Origin of the sequence: Micromonospora sp. CA-248260 (assembly GCF_050942205.1) — a bacterium.
GTDB classification, from domain to species: Bacteria; Actinomycetota; Actinomycetes; order Mycobacteriales; family Micromonosporaceae; genus Micromonospora; species Micromonospora antibiotica.
On record NZ_CP192021.1, the window covers coordinates 4,314,371 to 4,331,547 of the forward strand.

Below are 17,177 nucleotides of genomic sequence, written 5' to 3' on the forward strand. Positions count from 1 at the left end.
GGATCCGGCGACACGGACACCACCGCACGCCGGATCCGGAAGCCGGCTACGCCGGGCCGCCCGCCCCCGAACCGGGGACGGGCGGCGGTTCGGGTGCGCCCGCGAGCTGACGGTGCACCTCGCCGCTGTCCCAGTAGTCGACCCGGTGGGCGATCAGGCCGTCGGCGTCGACCCGGAACCGGAACACGCCACGGATGCGCACCGGTGCCCGGCCGGCCGAGGCCAGCCGGAACGACATCCGGTACGCCACCGCCGCCCGGTCGCCGTCGACCAGCAGCTCCTCCACCTCGTAGCGCAGGTCGACGAACTCGGCCAGGAAGCCGTCGAGCCGGGCCCGGTAGCGGGCCCGGCCGACCACCGTCCGGCCGAGGGCGGCGGTGTGCTCGTTGACGAAGTCGGCGCTGACGCAGCCGGCCACGGCATCGGCGTCGTGGGCGTTCAGCGCCGCCAGATACCGCTGGACGGCGGCGCGGGTGGACGCTGCGGTCAGCTCCCCCACCGACGCCGCACGGTGTCGAAGACCTGCTGGTCGTGGGAGATCTCGATGACGTTGCCGTCGGGGTCCTTCAGCGCGCAGATGTAGCCGACCGGCGGCGGCATCTGGCGCGGCTCCCAGTGCAGGCAACCCAGCTCGCGGGCCCGCCCGGCGATCTCGTCGACGTCCGACCGCTGCGGCACCTCGATGCCGATGTGCGCGAACGGGTGCAGCAGACCGAGCTGGCCGCCCTTGTCCTTGTTGAACGAGACCAGCACCAGCACGAACGGGGTCTCGACCTGCTTGTCGTTGGAGAGCCAGACGCTCTCCCCGTCGGCGTCGGCGAACCGCTCCACGACCACCAGCGGGGTGAGTGTGGTGTAGAACGAGATCGCCTTGTCGAGGTCGCCGGTAGGCAACGCCACATGCGTCCATCGGGCTTGGGTCAGGCCGGTCGCCACTGTTACCTCCACCGTACCGAAATGTCCATCACTATCGCGTTCACCAGCCTATTCACTGTTCGGCGGCGGGGTCGATGTGCCGGGGACACAAAGCCGGCGCGTCCGCTTCGACGCGCCGGGACGGTGCCGGCGGCCGGCCGACGTGCCAGCGTGGGGGCACATCGCGTACGGGAGGTCGATCGGATCATGCAGTACCGCAGACTGGGCGGGACCGGGGTCGAGGTGAGCACCCTCTGCCTCGGCACCATGATGTTCGGCGCCTGGGGCAACACCGACGAGCAGGAGTGCCACCGGATCGTCGCCGAGGCGCTCGACGCCGGGATCAACCTGGTCGACACCGCCGACGTGTACGCCCACGGCGAGTCCGAGGAGATCCTCGGCCGGGCGCTGCGCGGCCGGCGCGACGACGTGGTGCTGGCCACCAAGTTCCACGAGCCGATGGGGGACGACCGTAACCGGCGCGGCAACTCCCGCCGCTGGATCCGGCAGGCGGTGGAGGGCAGCCTGCGCCGGCTGGGCACCGACTGGATCGACCTCTACCAGGTGCACCGGCCCGATCCGCTGACCGACGTCGACGAGACCCTCGGCGCGCTGTCCGACCTGGTCCGGGAGGGCAAGGTACGGATGATCGGCACCTCGGCGTTCCCCGCCGAGCAGATCGTCGAGGCGCAGTGGGTGGCCGAGCGTCGACAGCGGGAACGCTTCACCACCGAACAGCTGGGCTACTCCATCCTGACCCGGGGCGTCGAGGCCGCCGCCCTGCCCACCAGCACCCGGCACCGGCTCGGCGTACTGGTGTTCAGCCCGCTCAACGGCGGCTGGCTGACCGGCAAGTACCGGTCGACGGCCGTACCCGCCGACTCCCGCGCCGGGCGCAACGGCGACCACTTCGACTTCCGCGACGCCGCCGCCCGGGACCGCAAACTCGCCCTGGTCGACGAGCTGGCCACGCTCGCCGACGAGAGCGGCCTCACGCTGATCGAGCTGGCGCTCGGCTTCGTGCTGAGCCACCCGGCGGTCACCAGCGCCATCATCGGGCCGCGCACCCTGACCCAGCTCCGCAGCCAACTGCCCGCCGGGGAGCCCGCCGGGCTGCCGGCCGACGTGCTGGACCGGATCGACGCGCTGGTCCAGCCGGGTCACGACGTCAACCCGGCCGACGCCGGCTACCGGGTGCCGGCGCTGACCGACCCGACCCTGCGCCGCCGCCCCTGACGTCCCCACCGACACCCGCTGGGGCGGTCGGCGGAGGTTGCCGCACGGGCAGTCGGCGGAGCCGCCGCCGGGGCGGTCAGCGAGGCGGTCAGCGGGGTCTGCGCCCCAAGATCGCGCTCGAACCCGGTTGTAGTGGCCTCGCCCGGAGGCCACTACAACCAGGAACTAGCACGATCTTGCCCGTCGGCCACGGGCAGCGGGCAGCCAGCAGCAGCAGTGGGGTCACGTGATCGACTCAGTGTCGCCGATGTTGCGGTGTCGACGGCGCTTCGATACCGCTATATCGGCGAAACAGCGACAGCAAAGGCGACGAGCGAAAAGCAGAGGCGACGGGTGCTCAGATCCACCCCTGCTCCCAGGCGATCGTGGCGGCGGCGGTGCGCGAATCGACGTCCAGTTTCGCCATCGCGGACGAGATGTGGTTGCGGACGGTGCCGTGGGCCAGGCCGAGCTGCCGCGCGATGTTCTTGGTGGGCAGGCCGTCCCGGGTCAGCCTCAGCACGTCGATCTCCCGGGGCGTCAGCGGGCTCTCCTGCTCGGTCAGTGCCGACGCGGCGAGGCGGGCGTCGATGTAGCGCTCCCCGGCGGCGACCGACCGGATGATCCTGGCCAGCTCCGACGCCGGGGTGGACTTCGGCACGAAGCCGTGCACCCCGGCGCTCAGCGCACGCTTCAGCGTCCCCGGTCGGGCATGTCGGGTGACGATGACGGCCTGCGTCGCGACGAGACCCAGCAGTCGTCGGGCGGCGTCGACCCCGTCGAGTCCGGGCATTTCGAGATCGAGCAGGGTCAGGTCGGGCCGGTGGGCGACGGCAGCCGCGACGGCGGCCTCGCCGTCGGCGACGTCCGCGACGACCTCGATGTCGGCCTCCAGGGAGAGCAACGCCACCAGCGCGCCCCGGATGAGTTCCTCGTCGTCGGCGATCACGATCCGGATCACCGGCGGGTCCCCCGTCGTCTCCCCGGCGGGGTCGGCTCCTGCGCAGCGGGCCCCGGCGCGTCGGCGGCGGGCACCGGGATGCGGACGGTCAGCGTGAAGGTGTCGTCCTCGCGGGTGGTCTCGACCGTCCCGCGTTGGGCCGCGACGCGTTGGGTGAGGCCGGCCAGGCCCGTTCCGTCCGGACGCGGCACGCCCGCGGCGTTGTTGGTGACGGTCAGCCGGTACTCCGCCGCGACCCGGACGAGTGCGATGGTGGCTTCGGTCGCCCGGCTGTGTCGGAGCACGTTCGTCACCGCCTCCCTGATCGCGACGGCGAACACCGCGCCGAGGGCCACCGGCAGGTCCGGTGTCCCGATGTGGGCCGCACACCGGATGCCGGCGGAGCGCAGCACCGCCGCCGCGTTGCGCGCCTCCGTCGCGACGGTGACGGTGCGGTAGTCGTTGACGACGGCGCGGGTGTCGTCGAGGGCCACCTGCGCGATCCGGCGGATTTCGGCGATCTCCCCGCCGGCCCGCTCGGGCTGGCCGGGCAGCAGCCGCTCCGCCAGTTCACTCTTCAACGCGATCACCTGGAGGTTGTGGCCCTGGATGTCGTGTAGGTCGGTGGCGAACCGGAGCCGCTCCTGAGCCACCGCCAGATCGGAGGCGAGCCGGCGGGCGTGTTCCAGGCGCAGCACCACCTGCTGCACCCAGACCGCGCTCAGCGGCAGCAGGGTGAACACCGCGAGGGTGCTGAGCACGATGGCGTCGGCGACCGCGTCGGGCGGCGGCCCGACGCGCGACGGGGCCAGCACGCCGACCAGGCCGCCGAGACCGATCACGGCCCAGGAGCCGAGGATCACCGTCGCCCGCCACCGGCCCCGGACCAGACAACTGAGCACCCCACCCGCCGTCGCCAGGGTGAACGCCCACCCCCAGCCGGCGAACGGTGGCACGACGGCCAGCACCCACACCGCGCCGGACAGCGCCAGCAGCACCAGGACGAGCGGATGGCCGGGCGGCACCTCGTCGGGGCCCCGCAGCAGCAGGGGAATCGCGGCTAGCCCGGCCAGGACGGCGGCGGCCGTCGCGACCACCAGGGCGACCGTCCGTGGGCCGCTGGCCACGCCGACCCCGAGCAGCACCTGCACGACGCCACCGATCAGCATGCCCAGCCCCAGCGAGAGCACCGTGAACAGGCGCATCGCCCGCAGGTCGGCGGCCACTCCCGGCGCACCCTGCCAGGTGTCCGTCACCGGCTCAGCGTAGCGACCGGGCCGTCAGGAAAGCCCTGGTCTGCTGGGCGATCTCCGGCGACAGCGTGTGGTGCAGGTAGTGGTCGCCGGTCAGGAGGACCACCTGACCGGTGTCGACGCTCGCCGCCTGCCGCTCGTGCAGGGCGACCCAGTCCGCCACGTCGGTGTCGTTCGACCGGACGAACAGCAGGACGGGCAGCCCCTTCGGGAAGGTCTTCCCGCTGACCGCGGCGAAGTTCGCCGAGACGTGCTCCATCTCGTTCACCATCGTCGGGGCCGCCGCGTTCTTCGCGCTGAGCAACCGCAGCTGCTTCCTCGTCCGCTCGTCGTAGGGCAGGCCCGCGTACGGGTCGTCGGTGATCGCCGCCAGCGCCCGGGTGATGCCGAGCTTGCTCAGGCCGACGATCACCCCGGTGGGGATCGGGTCGTCCCAGCCGGGCTGGTCGGGGACGCTGCTGTCGATACCGACGAAGGCGACGAGTTCGTCGGCGTAGCTGGCGGCGTAGGTCAGCGCGTAGATCCCGGCGATCGAGTGGCCCATCAGCACGTAGCGGTCGATGCCGAGGTGCCGCAGCGCCTCGTGCACCTCCCGGGTGATGTTCGCGGCGGTGCGGTCGGTGTCGGTGGGGTCGCTCAGGCCGGTGCCGAACGGTTCGACCGCGACGACCCGGTAGGTGCTCCGCAGTTCCGTGATCAGCGGCTGGAAGTCGAGCGCGGGGGCGGCGGTGCCGAGGCCGGGCAGCAGCACGATCGTCTCGACACCGTTGCCCTCGACCACCACGTTCATCTGCTTGCCGTCCACGGGCACGAGTTGCCCGTAACGGGTGATCGAGGAGGCTTCCGACTTCGTCGCCACGACGTTCACCACGGCGGTGGTCGCGAGCAGGAGCACCGGCACGGCGACCAGGACACCGAGGGTGGTGAGCACGACTCGCAGGGGCTTACGCATGGGTTCTCATTTCGGATCGGCGGCGCATCCGGATCGCTCCCGTGATGCCTGACCAGCCAATCAAGCGCGCGAGGCGCTGCGGAAGTGTCCTGCTGTCACGACCGGTCGTGACAAAAAGTCATGGTATGCCCCCGGGACCCCCGGGTCCTCGTGATCAACGAGATACGACCACCACGGCGGGCGGGTGCCGACCCGGAAACCCACACGGCGCAGCGACCGCCACCGGAGGAGGGTGGCCGCTGCGCCGTGTGGGCGGACCTGGAGTCGGGGAGTCCCCCGTCAGGTGGTGCCGCGTTGGAACGGTTGGGCCAGCGCCCGGGGTTCGCGGTGGGTGGTGGCGAACACCAGCATCGCCAGCAGGGCCAGCAGGTAGGGCGCGGCGATCAGCAGCTGCGAGTTCATGGTGACCCCCAGCGCCGGCAGCGCCAGCCGCATCGCGTCGGCCAGGCCGAAGACGACACAGCCGATCAGGGTACGGCCCAACCGCCACGCCCCGAAGATGACCGCCGCGATGACCAGGTAACCCCGGCCGGCGGTCATGTTCTGGTTGAACGAGCCGACCTCGCCGACCGCCAGGTAGGCCCCGCCCAGCCCGGCGAGCAGCCCGCACCAGAGCAGCGCCTGTCGCCGTCGCTTGTTGACCTCGATCCCGCTGACGTCGGCGGCCTGCGGGTTCTCCCCCACCGCCCGCAGCTCCAGCCCCCACCGGCTGCGCTCGACCAGCCACCAGGTCAGCGGGATCACCGCGAGCAGCAGATAGACCGGCCAGCGTTGGACGAACAGCATCGGGCCGACGATCGGGATGTCGCGCAGCACGGGGATGTCCACCTGCCAGACCTGGTGGCCGGTGAAGGTGCTCACCGTGATCAGGTAGCTGGTGAGGCCCAGCACGAGCGCGTTGAGCACCAGGCCGACGACGAACGTGTTGATCTGCACCCGGTGCGACAGGATGCCGTGCACGAACGCCACCGCCACCCCGACCAGCGCGCCGGCCACCAGGCCGATGGTGGCGCTGCCGGTGGCGCTGGCGACCGCGATCGAGCCGAACGCCGCGCCGAGCATCATCGCCTCGACGGAGATGTTCAGGGTGCCGGCGCGCTGGGCGACGTACTCCCCGCAGGCGGCGAAGGCCAGGGGCACGGTGAGCCGGGCCCCGCTGGAGAGGATGGTGGCGATGTTGTCGGCGGCGCTCATGCCAACCTGCCTTCCATGGCGTCCTTGGTGCCGGCGGTCCCGGCGTCGCCGGGGTCCGCCGGTGGCGACGCGGCGGCCCGGGGTCCGGGCACCGACGCCGCCGATCCGGCCGGGTCCGACCCGGCAACCGGGTCTACCGGGGACGACCCGGAGGCCGGGTCGGTCGACGCGGCAGCGGCCACCGGAGCCGTCGGGGTGGTGGCGACCGGAGTCGCCGGGGTGGCAGCGGCGGCGGTCGGTGCCGTCGGGGTGGAGGTGGGGGTCGACGGCTCGTCGGCCAGGCGACGTCGGCGCAGCATGCCGATCACCACCGGGGGTGCGACGAAGGCCAGCACCAGCAGCGCCTTGACCACGTCGACCAGGAACGACGGCACGCCGGTGGCGGCCAGGAAGCTGCCGCCGGCCCGCAGCACGCCGAACAGCACCGCCACCGGGATGGCCAGCAGCGGATTGTTCCGGGCCACCAGGGCGACCAGCAGGCCGTCCCAGCCGATGTTGAGCGACATCCCCGGCTGCAACCGGTTGGTGCCGACCGGGCTGGTCAGCAGCAGCGCACCGGCCAGACCGGCCAGCGCCCCGGAGATCGCCAGCGCGATGCCGCCGAGGGCACCGACCCGCACACCCGCGTGCCGGGCCGTCGCCGGGTTGAGGCCGACCATCTTCAACCGGAAACCCCAGCGGGTACGCGCCATCACCAGCGCCAGCACGACCGCCACCATGACGGCCAGCACCAGACCCCCGTTGAGCTGGAGGTTCGGGTATTCGCCCAGGGAGGTGAGCCGGGCGTTCTCGGGCACCGGGTTGGACTGCGGGGACAGCGTGCCCCGGCCGAGCCGGGACTCCTGGAGCAGCCACGGGGTGTTCACCGCGAACGAGATGAGCTGCTGGGCGAGGAACGTCATCAGCATCGTGCTCACCACGATGTTGACGCCCCGGAACCGGTACATCAGGGCGCTGAGCCCGGCCCAGATCCCGGCGCCGACCACCGAGGCGAGCAGCACCAGGACCAGCAGCAGCGGTCCGGGTACGGCCAGCCGCAGGCCGACCCACGCGCCGGCGAGCGCGCCGATCAGCACCTGCCCCTCCTGGCCGATGTTGAAGAAGCCGGAGCGGGCGCTGACGCAGGCCCCGACCGCGACCAGCAGCAGCGGCGCGACATAGAGCAGGGAGGTGGACCAGGCCGCCGGGGAGGCCATGCTGCCCTGGTAGAGAGCCTTGGTCGAGGCGGTCGGCGAGCCGCCGGTGACCGCGATCAGCAGGGCGGACAGGCCGAGCGCGACGCCGATCGTGGCGACGGTGGCGAGGCCGACCTGCCAGCCGCCGGGGCCGGGGTTGAGCCGGCGCAGCAGCCGCTGGCCGGTGCCGTCGATACCGAGGGTGGCCATCAGTGACTCACCCCGCCGACCAGCATGCCGAGCCGCTCGGCGGTGGCCTCGGCGGTGGGGAGCACCCCGACGATCCGGCCGGAGGAGATCACCGCGATCCGGTTGGCCAGGGCCATCACCTCCTCCAACTCTGTGGAGATCAGCAACACCGCCACCCCTTCCGCGGCGGCCTGCCGCAGCCGCACGTACATGTCTTCGATCGCGCCGACGTCCAGCCCGTGGGTGGGTTGGGCGGCGACCAGCGCCTTCGGGCCGGCGGACAGCTCCCGGGCCAGCACCACCCGCTGCTGGTTGCCGCCGGAGAGGCTGCGCAGCGGGGTGTCCGGGGAGGGCGCCACGATGTTGAACTCGGTCATCTGCTGCTGGGCGATCTTGTGCATCCGCCGCCGGCTGAGCACCCCCCGGGTGGTCACTCCGGCGAGGGACTTCATCACCAGGTTCTCGGCGACGCTCATGTCCAGCACCACACCGGAGTGGTGCCGGTCCTCGGGCACGATGCCGAGGCCGGCGTGGTGCAGAGCGCCGGGGCGGACCAGGTCGACCGGCCGGCCGTCGATCTCGACGGTGCCGGAGTCGGGGACGAGCAGCCCGGACAGCAGCTCACCGACGGTGGCCTGACCGTTGCCCTCGACGCCGTACAGGCCGACGATCTCGCCGGGGGCCACGTCGAGGCTGAGCCGGTCCAGCACCGGCAGGCCGCCGATGAGCAGGGTGACCTCCCGCAGCCGCAACGCCGCGGGCTCGTCCTGCGCGGCCGGGCCGGGGGCCGTCGGGGGCACCACCGCCCCGTCGGCCTCGCCGACCGGCGCGGGGCGCTCGACCGGCAGCAGGCCCAGCGCCGCGCTCTCGGACTGCAACGACACCTCCCGGCCGACCATCTGCCGGGCGAGTTGCTGGGCGGTGGTGTCCTTCGTCGCGCCGTGGAACGCCACCGCGCCGCGCCGCAGCACGGTCACCCGGTCGGTGGCCGCCATGATCTCGGCGAGCTTGTGGCTGATCAGGATGACCGCCCGCCGTTCCGCCTGCACCACCCGGCGCAGCACGGTGAACAGCTCCGCCGACTCGGCCTGGGTGAGCACCGACGTCGGCTCGTCCAGGATCAGGATGGACGGGTCACGGCGCAGGCACTTGATCAGCTCGACGCGTTGCCGTTCCCCGGCGGAGAGCCGGTCGACCCGCACGTTCGGGTCGATGGGCAGCCCGTAGCGGCGGGACACCTCCTCGACCTGGGCGCAGGCCGCCGCCCGGTCGATCCGCCCGGTGTCGCCGAGGATGACGTTCTCCCAGACGGTGAGCGGTTCGATCAGGCTGAAGTGCTGGTGCACCATGCCCAGCCCGAGGTCGGCAGCGACCTGCGGACTGTCGATCTCGACCGGTTCGGTGCCGCGCGTGATGGTGCCGGCGTCGCGGTGCACCAACCCGAGCAGGATCTTCATCAGGGTCGACTTTCCGGCCCCGTTCTCGCCGAGCAGGCCGTGGATCTCGCCGGGTCGTACGGCGAGATCCACGGCGTCGCAGGCGACGACCGGACCGTAACGCTTGCTGACTCCGCGCAGGGTGAGAGCCGGCGTCAGCTGGTCGTCAACGTCCACAGTCCGTTTCACCTCGTTGGTCGTCGGGCAGCGGGAATCAGGAGCCGAGCTTGGCGACCGTCGCGGCGGTGTCGGTCTTGCCGCTGGCCACGTCGGCGACGAAGGCGTCCATCTTCTGGGTCTGCTCCGGGGTCGCCTTGCAGATCTTGACGGCCGGGTACGGGTCCTTGCCCAGCTCCCACTTCTTGGTGGTGCCGAGGGTCATCTCACCCTTGGCGAACAGCTCCAGCGCGGCGGCGAAGTACGCGCCCGGGTCGAAGATGACCGAGATGTCGAAGCGCGGGTCGGTCGAGTCACACCGGTCGGTGCCGGGGGTCAGGGTGAGCGCACCGCCGGTGTTGGCCAGCTTGGCGGCGGCGTCGGTGGCCCCACCCAGGTACGGGTAGACGACCTTGACGCCCTGGCTGATCTGCGCCTGGACGGCCTCCCGGGCCTTCGCCGAGTCGTTGAAGTCACCGGTGTAGGTGGTCACCAGGGTCGCGTTCGGCACCACCATCCGGATGCCCGCCTTGTACGCCTTGGCGGCGTTGACCGAGAAGTCGGCCTCCATACCGGTGACGAACCCGGCCTTGGTGGCGTTCTTCTGCTGCATGACCAGGCCGGTGGCGTACCCGGCGGCGAGCATGCTCTGGTTGGGGTCGTCGCTGGACAGCGTCACCCGGGGACTCTGCGGGATGTTCTCCGACGACGGCACGTACCAGGAGGTCTTGGCGCAGACCGGCTCCTCGGAGGCCGGGATGGCGTCCTTGAGCTCGGACGCCCCGAGCGCCACCATGTCCACGCCCTGCTGGCACAGCGCGCGGGCGGCGCTGAGCGCCTCGGTCGGCGGCACGTTGCCGCGCTTGATGACCTGCCAGCCCTTTTCGGTGGCGAACTTCTCGGCACCGATCACGAAGCTCTCGTAGTAGCCGTTGTCGTTGATGTCACCGGGGCTGAGCACCCCGATGACGACCTTGCCGTCGCCGTTGGCATCCGGCTGCCCGGCGGGGGCCGTACCGCTGCTGGCCGAACCGGCCGCCGACGGTGCGGTCGCGTCGTTGCTCGCGCAACCGACCAGGGCGAATCCCAGCGCCCCGGCGAGCAGCGCCGCCGGACCCCGACCAATCCTCATTGTCATGGTGCTTTCCCTTCACGTGGGGTCGGCGCACGGCCCGGCACGGACCGGCGCGCGGAGAACTCGGTCGCTGGCACGGTGGGCCAGCGAGGGGGGATGTCGATGCCGACCCGGCGCAGCAGGGCGGCCCGACGCTGGGCGGCCTCCTCGCGCAGGGCGTCGACGTCGACGGTGGTGATCCGCCGGTCGCGGACCACCAGCCGGCCGTCGACCAGAACGTCCCGGACGGTGTGCCCGGCCGCACCCCAGACGAGCTGGGTGGGCAGGTCACCGCGCGGGGTCCAGGGGATGGTCCGGGTGTCGAGCAGCACCAGGTCGGCGACCTTGCCGACCTCGATGGAGCCGGTCTGCGCCGCCAGCCCGACGGCTGCGGCGCCGTCGACGGTGGCCAGGGCGAAGACCTCGTCGGCGCGCAGCGGGTCGGGAACGCCCCGGTCCCGCTCCAGGCCGGCGAAGAGTCGGGCGGCCCGCCACAGGTCCGGGGTGTCCCCGGCGTTGTGCGAGTCGCAGCCCAGCGCGAGCCGACCGCCGGCCCGGTGCAGCGCGGTGTGCCGGCCGGCCCGGGTGAAACCCTGGCCGAGCCGCAGGTAGGCCCCCGGGCAGGAGGCGACCGCGGTGCCGGTCTCGACGAGCGCGTCGACCTCGGCGTCGTCGAGCCACACCGCGTGGCCGAGCAGCAGCCGGGGGCCCAGCACGCCGAGGTCGGCCAGGTGCCGCACCGGCCGGGCCCGGCCGGCGGCGGCGTAGGCGGCGGCGTCCTCGGGGCCGGGCGACAGGTGCCAGGTCATGCCCACGTCGAGCCGGTCGGCCAGCTCCGCCGCGCCGGTGAACAGCGCGTCGCTGACCAGGTCGTGCCCGACCAGGGTGATCCAGCCGGTGACCAGCGGGTCGCCGGCCAGGGCGGCGACGGTGTCGGCCTGCACGGCGAGGGTGTCGGCGGCCGGCCGGGCGTAGGGCACGTCGGGGGCGTCCCAGCCCCAGCCGCCGACCCGGGCCCGGATGCCGGCGGTACGCAGCCCGGCGGCGACCCGCAGCGGGTGCGCCACCGTGCCGGGCTCCAGCAGGGTGGTGACCCCGTAGCTGAGCGACTCGACGGCGGTGAGGGTGGCCGACAACTCGTCGTCGTCGCCGGTGACCGCGCTGTGCAGCGGCACGATCCAGTCGAAGATCGCCTGCTGGGCCGGGACGTCGTCGGGGATGCTGCTGCGCACCAGCGGGTCGGCGGTGGTGTGCTGGTGGGCGTTGACCAGGCCGGGGACGACCACACAGCCGGTGGCGTCGAGTTCGGGACTGCCCGGGTACGCCGCCCGTAGCGTCGCCGCCGGGCCGATCGCGGCGATCCGGCCGTCGACCACGGCGATCGTGCCACCGGGCACGACCGCCCGGTCGGCCGCCATGGTGACGATCTCGGCGTCGACGATCAGCAGGTCGGCCGGGCGGAGGTCGGCGGTGCCCGCCGTCGGGGTGGTGGTCATGGCCGGACGAGGATCTTGCCGATGAGGTCGCCGGACTCCTGCCGGGCGTACGCCTCGGTCAGGTCGGCCAGCCGGTATTCCGCGCCCCGGACCACCCGCAGGCCACCGGTGAAGTAGGCGTCGAGCATGTCGGCGAAGTCCGCCGGGCTGTACGCCCCGGCCCCGAGCAGCCGCAGCCCGCGCCGGTAGACGTCGGAGAGGGAGAAGCTGACCTGGTCGCCTGTGGTGTTGCCGAGCAGCACGATCCGACCGCCGGTGCGCAGGCTGGCCAGCGAGGTGGCCCAGGTGGCGGTGCCGACGTGGTCGACGGCCAGGTCGACGCCGTGACCGTCGGTGTGCTCGAGCACCCGCTCCACGGTGTGGTCGTCGAGGTCGAGCACGTCCGCGCCGAGGTCCGCGGCGACGGCCCGCTTGGCTTCGGTACGCGCCACGGCGAGCACCCGGGCGCCGGCCCGGCGGGCGAGTTGGATGGCGGCGATGCTGACCGCGCTCGTGGCGGCCTGCACCAGCACCCACTCCCCGGCGCGGACCTCACCGACGCGGTGCACGGCGTGCCAGCCGAGGCTCCACGCGGTGGGCAGCGCGGCGGCGTCGGCGAGGTCGACGTGGGCGGGCACCCGGTGCACGACGGTGGCCGGGACGGTGACGTACTCGGCGAACCCGCCGGGGCGGTTGCCACCGACCACGGCCAGTGTCGGGCAGTAGCCCGGTTGGCCGTTCTTGCAGGTGGCGCAGGCTCCGCAGCCGATGGTCGGGTCGATCAGCACCCGGTCGCCGGGGCGTACCGTGGTGACCTGCGGCCCGACGGCGTCGACCTGCCCGGCGACGTCCATGCCGCCGACGTGGGGCAGGGCGAAGCCGGGGAGCAGGGCGGTGCGCCGCTGGAGCAGGTCGAGGCGGTTGAGGGCGGCGGTGTGCACCCGGACGACCACGTCGCCGGCGCCCGGCTCGGGGTCGGGCAGGTGCCGCAGGCTCAGCACCTCGGGCCCCCCGAAACCGGTCTGGACCATCGCCCGCATCGCAACCTCCCCCATGGTCTACCAGTCAATATGGCGTCTTGCATTGTGATTCTCGTTGCTTGGAGACGTACTCTGCCTGCGGCGCGGCGGCGTGTCAACGGCTTGCCGCAAAAGAGGCGGAACGGTTAACGAAGCAGGTCGTCCAGGCCGTTCACAGGCCACCCACCAGGGGATCAACCGGCCTCGGACGCGGCCAGCAACTCCCGCGCGGCCAACGCCGTACGCAGCACCGCGACCGTCTGCGGATCGAGCGGGTCGACCCCCAACAGCCGCTTGATCAGACCGACCCGGTAGCCCACCGAGTTGCGGTGCAGGTGCAACCGTTCGCTGACCGCCTGCCGGCTGCCCCCGGTCGCCAACCAGCAGTCCAGGGTGCGCAGCAGGTCGTCGCGGTGCGCGATCGGCCCCAGGTGCCGGTGCACGAACCAGCGCAACCGCTCGTCCGGCACGGCCAACAGCACCTGCGCCAGCCCCGCCTGCCCGAACGGCAGCTCGACGCGCTCGTCCGGGGCGCGCAGCAGCAGCCGCAGCAGCCGGTCCGCGTCCCGGAACGATTCCGCCGTCCGGGCCGGCCCGGTCACCAGCGCACCGGCGACCACCCGCACCTGCCCGGCCCCCACGATCTGGTCCAACCGGACCCGCAGCCGGGTCACCTCGCGCTCCACGTCACCGTGCAGCAGGGTCCAGGCCCGCCGCCCCTCGGCCAGCACCGGCCGGTCCAGCCAGCTCAGCGCCGACGCCCAGCGGCGCTGCTGCGCCCCGGTGTAGGCGATCCCGGCGACGGCGTGCGGCTGGTCCAACCGCCAGCCGTGCGCCGCACCCGCCCGCAGCAGCTCGGCCTCCCCGGGTCGCAGTGGCCCGGCCCCGCCGGCAGCGGACGGCCCGGTCTCGCCCGCCTGCGGCAAGCCGGCCTCGCCCGCCCGGAGCAGCCCGGCCCCGCCCCCGGCGGGTCCGGCTGGCGACCCGGTGGGGTCGCCGAGGCCGTCACGCAGGGCCCGCAGCACCGTCGCGGCGTCCCGGACGGCAGGCGGCGGCGACTCGTGCCGGACCGCCTCGATCAACAGTGCGGTGGTCGCGGCCCCCGCCAGCGCCAGTTGCCCGGCCGCGACCGGCTCGGCCAGCAGCAGCGCGCCGAGCCGGCGGGACCCCGCACCCACCGCCACCGCCCGACCGGTCCACCCGTCGACGCAGCGGACCAGGGTCGGCACCCCGTTCCGGCCCGGCCGGTGACCAGGGCGCGGCGCACGTCGTCCGGCGTGGCGGCGCAACGGGGGCCGTCCGCGCCGTCGCTGGCGGCGAGCAGCTCCCCCGATTCGGCCACCAGCCGGCAGGCCGCGCCGGTCCGCTCCGCCACCGCGGCCAGCAGCTCCGGCCAGCCGGCGCCACCGAACGCGAGTTCGGCGAGCCACTGGGCGAACGCGGCCGGCGCCGGCGCGGCGGCGACGGCCAGCCGTGGGCGGGCCGCCGCCAGCTCACCCGATCGGCTCACGCCGACGGTCGGTCGAGCAGCCGGACCGCGACGGCCTTCTCCTGGGTGTACTCGCGCAGCGCCGCGTAGCCGCCGCCCCGGCTGAAGCCGCTCTCCTTCTGCATGTTGAACGGGAAGCCGATCACCCCGGCGTCGTGGAACTGGTTCACCGCGACCTGCCCGGAGCGAACCAGCCCGGCCACCCGCAGCGCCCGGGACACGTCACTGGTCCAGATGCAGGCCAGCAGGCCGAAGTCGGTGCCGTTCATCAGCGCCACCGCCTCGTCGACGCCCCGGAAGCCCTGCACCGCCAGCACCGGGCCGAAGACCTCCTCGCGGACCAGCCGCATGTCCGAGTCGACCTGGTCGAAGACGGTGGGGGCGACGTACCAGCCGTCGTCGAACGCGGCGGTGGCCGGCTCGCCGCCGGTGACCAGCCGGGCCCCGGCGGCCGGGGCCTCGGTCAGGAAGCCCCGGACCCGCTCGTACTGGGCCTGGCTGACCAGCGGGCCCATGTCGAGGTCCTGGTCCCAGGGGCCGGTCCGGACGGCCGCCATGCCGGCGGCGACCCGCTCCACCACCTGCGCCCGGATCGACTCCTCGACCAGCAGCCGGGAACCGGCGTAGCAGTTCTGCCCGGCGTTCTCGGTGATCGACGCGATGATCGCCGGGATCGCCACGTCCAGGTCGGCGTCGGCGAAGACCACGTTCGGGGACTTGCCGCCCAGCTCCAGCTTGACCGGCACCAGGTGCTGCGCGGCGGCCCGCATGACGGCCCGGCCGGTCACCGTCGAGCCGACGAAGCTGATGTGGTCGATGTCGGGGTGCCCGGTGAGCGCGACCCCGGCCTCGGGGCCGAGCCCGGTGACCACGTTGAGCACGCCCGGCGGCAGCCCGGCCCGGCGGCCCAGCTCGGCCAGCGCGAACGGCGACAGCGGCGCGACCTCGGACGGCTTCAGCACCACCGTGTTGCCGGCGGCCAGGGCGGGGGCCACGTTGGCCGCGGTGAGCACGGCCGGCACGTTCCACGGGATGATCACCGCGCAGACGCCGTACGGCTCGGGCCGGGTGTAGCCGAAGTAGTCAGGCGTACGGGTGGGCAGGGTGACGCCGGTGAGCTTGTCCGCGGCCCCGGCGAAGTAGTCGACGATGCCCTGGGTGATGTACATGTTGAGCCGCCCGCCGGAGCGGGGTTTGCCCACGTCACGCGACTCGTACGCGGCGAGTTCCTCGACGTGCTCGCCGATCAGCGCGGCCCAGCGCGAGAGGATCGCGCCGCGCTCGCTGGGCGAGGTGGCCGCCCAGCCGGGGGCGGCCCGCCGGGCGGCGGCGACGGCGTGGTCGACGTCGACCGCGCGGGCGCGGGCCACCGACTGGATGGTCTCCCGGGTGGCGGGATCGAGCACCGGTAGCTCACCGCCGTCGGCGGCGGCGGTCCAGTCGCCGTCGATGAGCTGGCGGGCGGTGGGAATGTCCAGGTCAGCCATGTGCGAATCCTTGACCCTCTACGTTTCGCATGTCAAGATGCAATCTCGCTTTGTGAGTCACTAGGGAGGGCGCGTGCGGATCACAGCGGCGGTGCTGGAGAACGCTGGAGGGCCGTTCACCCTCCAGCAGATCGACCTCGCCGACCCCGGGCCGGACGAGGTGCTGGTCCGGGTGCACAGCGTGGGGATCTGCGCCACCGACCTGGAGTTCGCCAACTTCTTCCCCACCCCGGCGGTGCTCGGCCACGAGGGCAGCGGAGTGGTCGAGCAGGTCGGCGCGCGGGTCACCGGCGTCTCGCCGGGTGACCACGTCGCGATGAGCTTCACCTCCTGCGGCGACTGCCCGCTGTGCCGGGGCGGAAACCCCGCCTACTGCCGCCAGTTCGACGCGGTCAACTTCACCGGCCGGCGACCCGACGGCAGCTCGGCGCTCTCCCGCGACGGGCAGCAGGTCAACGGCCACTTCCTGGGCCAGTCGTCGTTCGCCACCCACGTGGTCGCCCCGGCCCGCGCGGTGGTGCCGATCAGCAAGGAGATCGACCTGGGCGTGGTCGGCCCGTTCGGCTGCGGTTTCGGCACCGGGGCCGGCGCGGTGCTCAACGTGCTGCGCCCGGAGGTCGGCTCCTCGCTCGTCGTCTTCGGCGCGGGCGCCGTCGGCGTCGCGGCGATCCTGGCCGCCCGGGTGGCCGGTTGCGCCGTCGTCGCGGCGGTCGACGTCAACGCCGGCAAGCTCGACACGGCCCGACTGCTCGGCGCGACCCACGGGGTGAACTCCACCGACGGCGACCCCCGCGAGCTGCTGACCGCGATCGCCCCGCACGGCTTCGACGTCGCGATCGACACCACCGGTCGGGAGGACGTGCTGCGCCTGGCCGTCGAGTCGCTCGGCCCGCTCGGCCGCTGCGGCGTGGTCGGGATCGGCCCGAGCGAGCAGATGAGCTTCGAGTGGCGCAGCGTGCTCAACGGCCGCAGCATCACCGGCATCATCGGCGGCAGCAGCCTCCCGCAGGTGTTCCTGCCCAAGCTGCTGGACCTGCACGCCGCCGGCAACTTCCCGGTGGACCGCCTGATCACCCGGTTCCCCTTCACGCAGATCAACGAGGCGGTGGCGGCGCTGCGGTCCGGCGAGGTCGGCAAGGCCGTACTGACCCTCTGACCGGCCGACATC

At 73.1% G+C, this 17,177-nt stretch carries 16 protein-coding genes; 2 read left to right on the forward strand and 14 right to left on the reverse strand.

The features are described 5' to 3' along the window. Nucleotides 1-46: 46 nt before the first annotated feature. A complete protein-coding gene (locus ACQP2H_RS18820) occupies nucleotides 47-499 on the reverse strand; it encodes a nuclear transport factor 2 family protein (protein ID WP_433228262.1) in 453 nt (150 codons plus the stop codon). Further along, a complete protein-coding gene (locus ACQP2H_RS18825; RefSeq protein WP_240762839.1) occupies nucleotides 487-900 on the reverse strand; it encodes a VOC family protein in 414 nt (137 codons plus the stop codon). The genes ACQP2H_RS18820 and ACQP2H_RS18825 overlap by 13 nt, the downstream gene beginning before the upstream one ends. Nucleotides 901-1,122: 222 nt before the next feature. Between ACQP2H_RS18825 and ACQP2H_RS18830 the strand changes: the two genes are divergently transcribed. Next, nucleotides 1,123-2,151 (forward strand): aldo/keto reductase, encoded by a 1,029-nt coding sequence (locus tag ACQP2H_RS18830; protein ID WP_433228264.1) that lies wholly within the window; start codon nucleotides 1,123-1,125, stop codon nucleotides 2,149-2,151. A gap of 337 nt (nucleotides 2,152-2,488) precedes the next feature. On the opposite strand, the gene ACQP2H_RS18835 is transcribed toward ACQP2H_RS18830, so the two are convergent. From ACQP2H_RS18835 to ACQP2H_RS18890, 12 genes are all read right to left on the reverse strand, one after another. Further along, nucleotides 2,489-3,091, reverse strand: coding sequence for a response regulator (locus ACQP2H_RS18835; protein ID WP_433228266.1), 603 nt, complete (start codon nucleotides 3,089-3,091; stop codon nucleotides 2,489-2,491). Then, nucleotides 3,088-4,326, reverse strand: coding sequence for a sensor histidine kinase (locus ACQP2H_RS18840; protein WP_433228267.1), 1,239 nt, complete (start codon nucleotides 4,324-4,326; stop codon nucleotides 3,088-3,090). The genes ACQP2H_RS18835 and ACQP2H_RS18840 overlap by 4 nt, the downstream gene beginning before the upstream one ends. 4 nt (nucleotides 4,327-4,330) lie before the next feature. After that, entirely contained in the window at nucleotides 4,331-5,275 is a 945-nt protein-coding gene (locus tag ACQP2H_RS18845; RefSeq protein ID WP_433228269.1) for an alpha/beta fold hydrolase, read from the reverse strand. Between the two features lie 279 nt (nucleotides 5,276-5,554). Continuing rightward, complete coding sequence (locus ACQP2H_RS18850) at nucleotides 5,555-6,469, reverse strand: ABC transporter permease (protein WP_208570019.1); 915 nt, start codon at nucleotides 6,467-6,469, stop codon at nucleotides 5,555-5,557. Beyond that, the gene (locus ACQP2H_RS18855; protein WP_433228271.1) at nucleotides 6,466-7,854 is read right to left on the reverse strand and encodes an ABC transporter permease; all 1,389 of its coding nucleotides are present in this window, start codon (nucleotides 7,852-7,854) and stop codon (nucleotides 6,466-6,468) included. Before ACQP2H_RS18855 ends, ACQP2H_RS18850 begins: the two co-directional genes overlap by 4 nt. Then, nucleotides 7,854-9,446: an ABC transporter ATP-binding protein gene (locus ACQP2H_RS18860; RefSeq protein WP_308290808.1), complete on the reverse strand. Its 1,593-nt coding sequence runs from the start codon at nucleotides 9,444-9,446 to the stop codon at nucleotides 7,854-7,856. Before ACQP2H_RS18860 ends, ACQP2H_RS18855 begins: the two co-directional genes overlap by 1 nt. Before the next feature lie 37 nt (nucleotides 9,447-9,483). Beyond that, complete coding sequence (locus tag ACQP2H_RS18865; protein ID WP_255597632.1) at nucleotides 9,484-10,563, reverse strand: BMP family ABC transporter substrate-binding protein; 1,080 nt, start codon at nucleotides 10,561-10,563, stop codon at nucleotides 9,484-9,486. Further along, nucleotides 10,560-12,035: an amidohydrolase family protein gene (locus ACQP2H_RS18870; RefSeq protein ID WP_433228272.1), complete on the reverse strand. Its 1,476-nt coding sequence runs from the start codon at nucleotides 12,033-12,035 to the stop codon at nucleotides 10,560-10,562. Before ACQP2H_RS18870 ends, ACQP2H_RS18865 begins: the two co-directional genes overlap by 4 nt. Next, nucleotides 12,032-13,054: an alcohol dehydrogenase catalytic domain-containing protein gene (locus ACQP2H_RS18875; RefSeq protein WP_219463058.1), complete on the reverse strand. Its 1,023-nt coding sequence runs from the start codon at nucleotides 13,052-13,054 to the stop codon at nucleotides 12,032-12,034. The genes ACQP2H_RS18870 and ACQP2H_RS18875 overlap by 4 nt, the downstream gene beginning before the upstream one ends. Nucleotides 13,055-13,227: 173 nt before the next feature. Next, nucleotides 13,228-14,211 (reverse strand): PucR family transcriptional regulator, encoded by a 984-nt coding sequence (locus ACQP2H_RS18880; protein ID WP_433228274.1) that lies wholly within the window; start codon nucleotides 14,209-14,211, stop codon nucleotides 13,228-13,230. After that, a complete protein-coding gene (locus tag ACQP2H_RS18885) occupies nucleotides 14,112-14,543 on the reverse strand; it encodes a hypothetical protein (RefSeq protein WP_433228275.1) in 432 nt (143 codons plus the stop codon). The genes ACQP2H_RS18880 and ACQP2H_RS18885 overlap by 100 nt, the downstream gene beginning before the upstream one ends. Then, nucleotides 14,540-16,009: an aldehyde dehydrogenase family protein gene (locus tag ACQP2H_RS18890; RefSeq protein WP_357534169.1), complete on the reverse strand. Its 1,470-nt coding sequence runs from the start codon at nucleotides 16,007-16,009 to the stop codon at nucleotides 14,540-14,542. Before ACQP2H_RS18890 ends, ACQP2H_RS18885 begins: the two co-directional genes overlap by 4 nt. 73 nt (nucleotides 16,010-16,082) lie before the next feature. On the opposite strand from ACQP2H_RS18890, the gene ACQP2H_RS18895 reads away from it, so the two are divergent. Next, entirely contained in the window at nucleotides 16,083-17,165 is a 1,083-nt protein-coding gene (locus ACQP2H_RS18895; protein WP_219463063.1) for an NAD(P)-dependent alcohol dehydrogenase, read from the forward strand. Nucleotides 17,166-17,177: the final 12 nt, after the last annotated feature.

Excerpts from the sequence above, each read along its gene's own strand:
- ACQP2H_RS18830 (WP_433228264.1), top strand. The coding sequence starts at position 1,123 with ATGCAGTACCGCAGACTGGGCGGGACCGGGGTCGAGGTGAGCACCCTC.
- ACQP2H_RS18845 (WP_433228269.1), bottom strand. The coding sequence starts at position 5,275 with ATGCGTAAGCCCCTGCGAGTCGTGCTCACCACCCTCGGTGTCCTGGTC.
- ACQP2H_RS18850 (WP_208570019.1), bottom strand. The coding sequence starts at position 6,469 with ATGAGCGCCGCCGACAACATCGCCACCATCCTCTCCAGCGGGGCCCGG.
- ACQP2H_RS18855 (WP_433228271.1), bottom strand. The coding sequence starts at position 7,854 with ATGGCCACCCTCGGTATCGACGGCACCGGCCAGCGGCTGCTGCGCCGG.
- ACQP2H_RS18865 (WP_255597632.1), bottom strand. The coding sequence starts at position 10,563 with ATGACAATGAGGATTGGTCGGGGTCCGGCGGCGCTGCTCGCCGGGGCG.
- ACQP2H_RS18870 (WP_433228272.1), bottom strand. The coding sequence starts at position 12,035 with ATGACCACCACCCCGACGGCGGGCACCGCCGACCTCCGCCCGGCCGAC.
- ACQP2H_RS18875 (WP_219463058.1), bottom strand. The coding sequence starts at position 13,054 with ATGCGGGCGATGGTCCAGACCGGTTTCGGGGGGCCCGAGGTGCTGAGC.
- ACQP2H_RS18890 (WP_357534169.1), bottom strand. The coding sequence starts at position 16,009 with ATGGCTGACCTGGACATTCCCACCGCCCGCCAGCTCATCGACGGCGAC.